The organism is Syntrophorhabdaceae bacterium (assembly GCA_028698615.1).
In the GTDB taxonomy this organism is placed as follows: Bacteria; Desulfobacterota; Syntrophorhabdia; order Syntrophorhabdales; family Syntrophorhabdaceae; genus Delta-02.
Genome location: JAQVWF010000110.1, coordinates 1 through 3216, shown reverse-complemented (window position 1 = coordinate 3216; position 3216 = coordinate 1). Strand labels below are relative to the sequence as shown.

Sequence of the window (3216 nt, the reverse complement as noted above, 5' to 3'; positions counted from 1 at the left end):
GATGAAAGGGTATGTCGCATCGATAGACGAGACCGATGGCATCGTATCGGCGGTGAAGCACGAGGATGTTGTCGGAACGGTCACGAGCGGCGTCATGGCCGGCGTCTCGTCATTTCTTAATGCACTAAGGAAAGACACCACAACGGTGGAGGTGGGGGCCGGAGGCGTCACGGTTACGGGCCAGACGAAAAGCGGCGACCGCCTGCGGGAAGGCGCTCTGGCGGCGGGAGACACCGTCTTCCAGGGGCTGTCGAAAAAAATAGAAGGTTCGACGAAGAAGACGCCAACACTCATCATGGAAAAGGGAGTGCCCGTATTGATCTACTTCATACCGTAGATCCGGGGAAAGAACAGCATGCGTATAAGACTCTTCCTTCAAACCCTTGTCGCTATTGTGGCCGTGGCAGGCTGCAGCGGACTTGAGAACGCGGGGCAAGGCCTCGGTGATCAATCACCAACGCCAACCGCCGCCGACATGTGGAACATCCTCGGTGACGCGGAGCCTGCAAAACCCTATTCTCGCTATCTCTACAGGATGACGGAAGCAGACGGGAGTAAAGAGGAATCGGGCATCATATCGATGGTGCAGGGAGGCGACGAAAACATGAAGCTTGTTGTTACCGGCGGGGAATTACGGGTTGTGCCGGGCGAGTCCTTTCGGCAATCTTACAATTGGGAAACATCAGGGTCGGATCGCGTGCCCTTCGGGGGAGGGTATGCGGCCGGCGGCAAACTTGCGATCATGCCCGGCCTCTACAGGCCCGTCGAATATTATCCGTCGTGGTTTCCTTCGAACGCGGATGTGAGCGTCGACGGAAAATGCAATCTTATCGTGCGAATTAAAAAGGGATATGAGAACGAAACCCAGAGACTCGTGGCCTTCATGGACGCAAGGAGCAAGGTGGAGGGCCTGACATGCGAGATGCTGGGGACCTTTGACACCGTGGCGCAGCTTAAGAAGTTGGTGGCAACGCTCAGGAAAGAAGGGAAATACAACGGTGAACATCATTACGTGCTGCGCCTGTCGGGGAGCTCAACCTATGCCCTTGTCGCCATCTCCCGTGAAGGAGGAAAGCCATGAGGCACATTCTTGTGGCCCTGTTTGCGGCATGTGTCAGCCTCTGGGCATATTCGGGGTACGGTGAGGCCCTGTCCATGAAGGAAATGTCTTTGGAACTGGAAGATGCCTTTCTCGATAAACCGAAAGCCGTCAAAGGTGAGCTCAACCGAATGGCCCCCCGGGCCGCCGCATCCGGCGCAGGGGCGGAAAGACCGCCATTGACGGAAGGCGAAAAATGGCAGGCAAAGCTTGCCGCCATTCTCGACATACCAGCGGCGCCAACCCAGGACGGTTTCAACATCAAGATGCTCGAGGCGCCGGGAACGAGGTTCATCGTCGCTGTCTTCGATACCGGAGAAAGAGGTGTGGTCCATAAGGCGAGACAGATAGCCTGGCACCGGATCAGAACGCTTTTCACCGGGGGCGCAATGCCGTTGATACACGTAGTGCCGGTAATGGGGGGAACCTTCAGCGCCGGCAGGACATTCTACACCATCATGAATGATAAGGATGGTTTCAATGTGTTCTACATACCACAAAAAGCGGCGAGAAAGGTTTCCCTCGGTTTTTCAGGCGGCGAGGGGGTGTTTCTGACGCCTGACGGATTTGTTTGCCGGGTCAAAAGATATACGCCGGATACAGGAGGGGTCGAGTGACGGGAAAGAGACTGTTCAGATGGAGCCTTACGGCGGCGGTCCTTGTGGTGATCTGCGCTCCCGGATGGTCTGCAAACAGCGCCGAAACGGCAGAAGGTGCCTTCAAAAGGACCCTCCTGTCCGAGGCGGTCATTAGAAATACGGGAGCGAAGGCGGTAAACCTTCATTTCAACGGCGTGCCCCTCAACGACGCACTTCTTTCCCTGGGGAGGCAGGGCGGGGCAAGCATTACCATCGACCGCGAGATAGACGCATCAAAGGTGAAGGTGAGCGCCTATTACGAAGGAGACTCCTTCGAGGAGGCCATCGAGACCATCGTCTCCGGTCTCGATTATGCCTGCAGAAAGGTTGTCGATGGGGCATACGTTGTCACCCCCTACGAGGAGGCCATCCTCAACGTTCATGATGTGTATGTGAGACACAAGGAATCGCTGAATGATACCTCGTCGTCGAACAACCGCTCGCTGAACGGAACATCTTCCTCGTCGACAACGGGTGCGTACTCGAGTTCTGGGACATCGGAGAATTCATCGGGATCGTCATCCACGGGAGACAAGACGGAAGACCGTGAGATGACGAAGATCATCGACAGCATCAAGAAAATGCTTTCAGCCAAGGGTGTGGCAACACCCATGACAGCCGGATTTGTCTACGTGCGAGACATACCCTCACGGATCAAGATGGTCAAGGAAATGCTCGACACGGACCTCATGAAACGTAAGACCATCACAATGAAGATCACCCTTGTCCGTATAGACTACAAAGACGAGTTCGAGACGGGGCTCAACTGGTATGCGCTGCTTAAATCGAGAAGCCCGTCTGTTGCATTGAACACGAATTTTACGCAGACGATGGGCGACAGCAATGTCGCGACCCTGTTGGTGATCGATGAGGATTTTGCGGGATTCATCAAGATGCTCGGGACCTATGGCGATGTCCATGTGGTCCATTCGTGGGAATCGAGGGCGGTTTCTGGCGCAGTCCTCCCCTTCGAGATGTCGCAGACGGTGTGGTACACGACGGGCAGCGTGATCCAGGTCGTCAATAATCAGACGATCACGACTCCGCAGATGGCAAGCATGGAAGTGGGTCTCAAGATGACGGTCAACCCACTGAAACTGGACAAGGGGTACCTTGTGAACACCAGTGTCGATCTTTCCAATCTCCTTGGCTTTCAGGTCGTGGAGAAGATCGAGCTTCCCCAGGTGGAGCGCAACTACGTTTCGATACCGATAAAGATGTCAGTCGGCGAGACCGTTGCCATATCGGGTTTCAAGATCAAGAGCACCGACAAAAAGCGGGTGGGGATACCCCTTTTAAGCAATCTGCCCGTCCTTTCGTATCTCTTCGGGTACAACAGTTCACAGGACAGGACGTCGGAACTCACCGTGCTCATAAACTTTGTCGAGGAGAAGGGGGACAGGGAGATATAGGGTGAGACTCTATGTAAAGTTTGACGACAATGTCGTCTTCGATGTCCTTGCGCAGAAAATGGTTGAT

4 protein-coding genes are annotated in these 3216 nt (G+C 54.8%); all 4 read left to right on the top strand.

The genetic code is table 11. The features are described from left to right. On the top strand, positions 1 to 337 hold a 337-nt coding region (locus PHC90_14885; GenBank protein MDD3847632.1), incomplete at its 5' end, for a hypothetical protein. An 18-nt stretch (positions 338 to 355) separates the two neighbouring features. Next, the gene (locus PHC90_14880; protein MDD3847631.1) at positions 356 to 1081 is read left to right on the top strand and encodes a hypothetical protein; all 726 of its coding nucleotides are present in this window, start codon (positions 356 to 358) and stop codon (positions 1079 to 1081) included. After that, positions 1078 to 1716: a hypothetical protein gene (locus PHC90_14875; protein ID MDD3847630.1), complete on the top strand. Its 639-nt coding sequence runs from the start codon at positions 1078 to 1080 to the stop codon at positions 1714 to 1716. Before PHC90_14880 ends, PHC90_14875 begins: the two co-directional genes overlap by 4 nt. Beyond that, on the top strand, positions 1713 to 3149 hold the full coding sequence (locus tag PHC90_14870) for a hypothetical protein (GenBank protein ID MDD3847629.1): 1437 nt from the start codon (positions 1713 to 1715) through the stop codon (positions 3147 to 3149). Before PHC90_14875 ends, PHC90_14870 begins: the two co-directional genes overlap by 4 nt. Positions 3150 to 3216 lie beyond the last annotated feature (67 nt).

Bases quoted from the DNA above. Each gene is read 5' to 3' on its own strand.
- PHC90_14875 (MDD3847630.1), top strand. From the start codon at position 1,078: ATGAGGCACATTCTTGTGGCCCTGTTTGCGGCATGTGTCAGCCTCTGG.
- PHC90_14880 (MDD3847631.1), top strand. From the start codon at position 356: ATGCGTATAAGACTCTTCCTTCAAACCCTTGTCGCTATTGTGGCCGTG.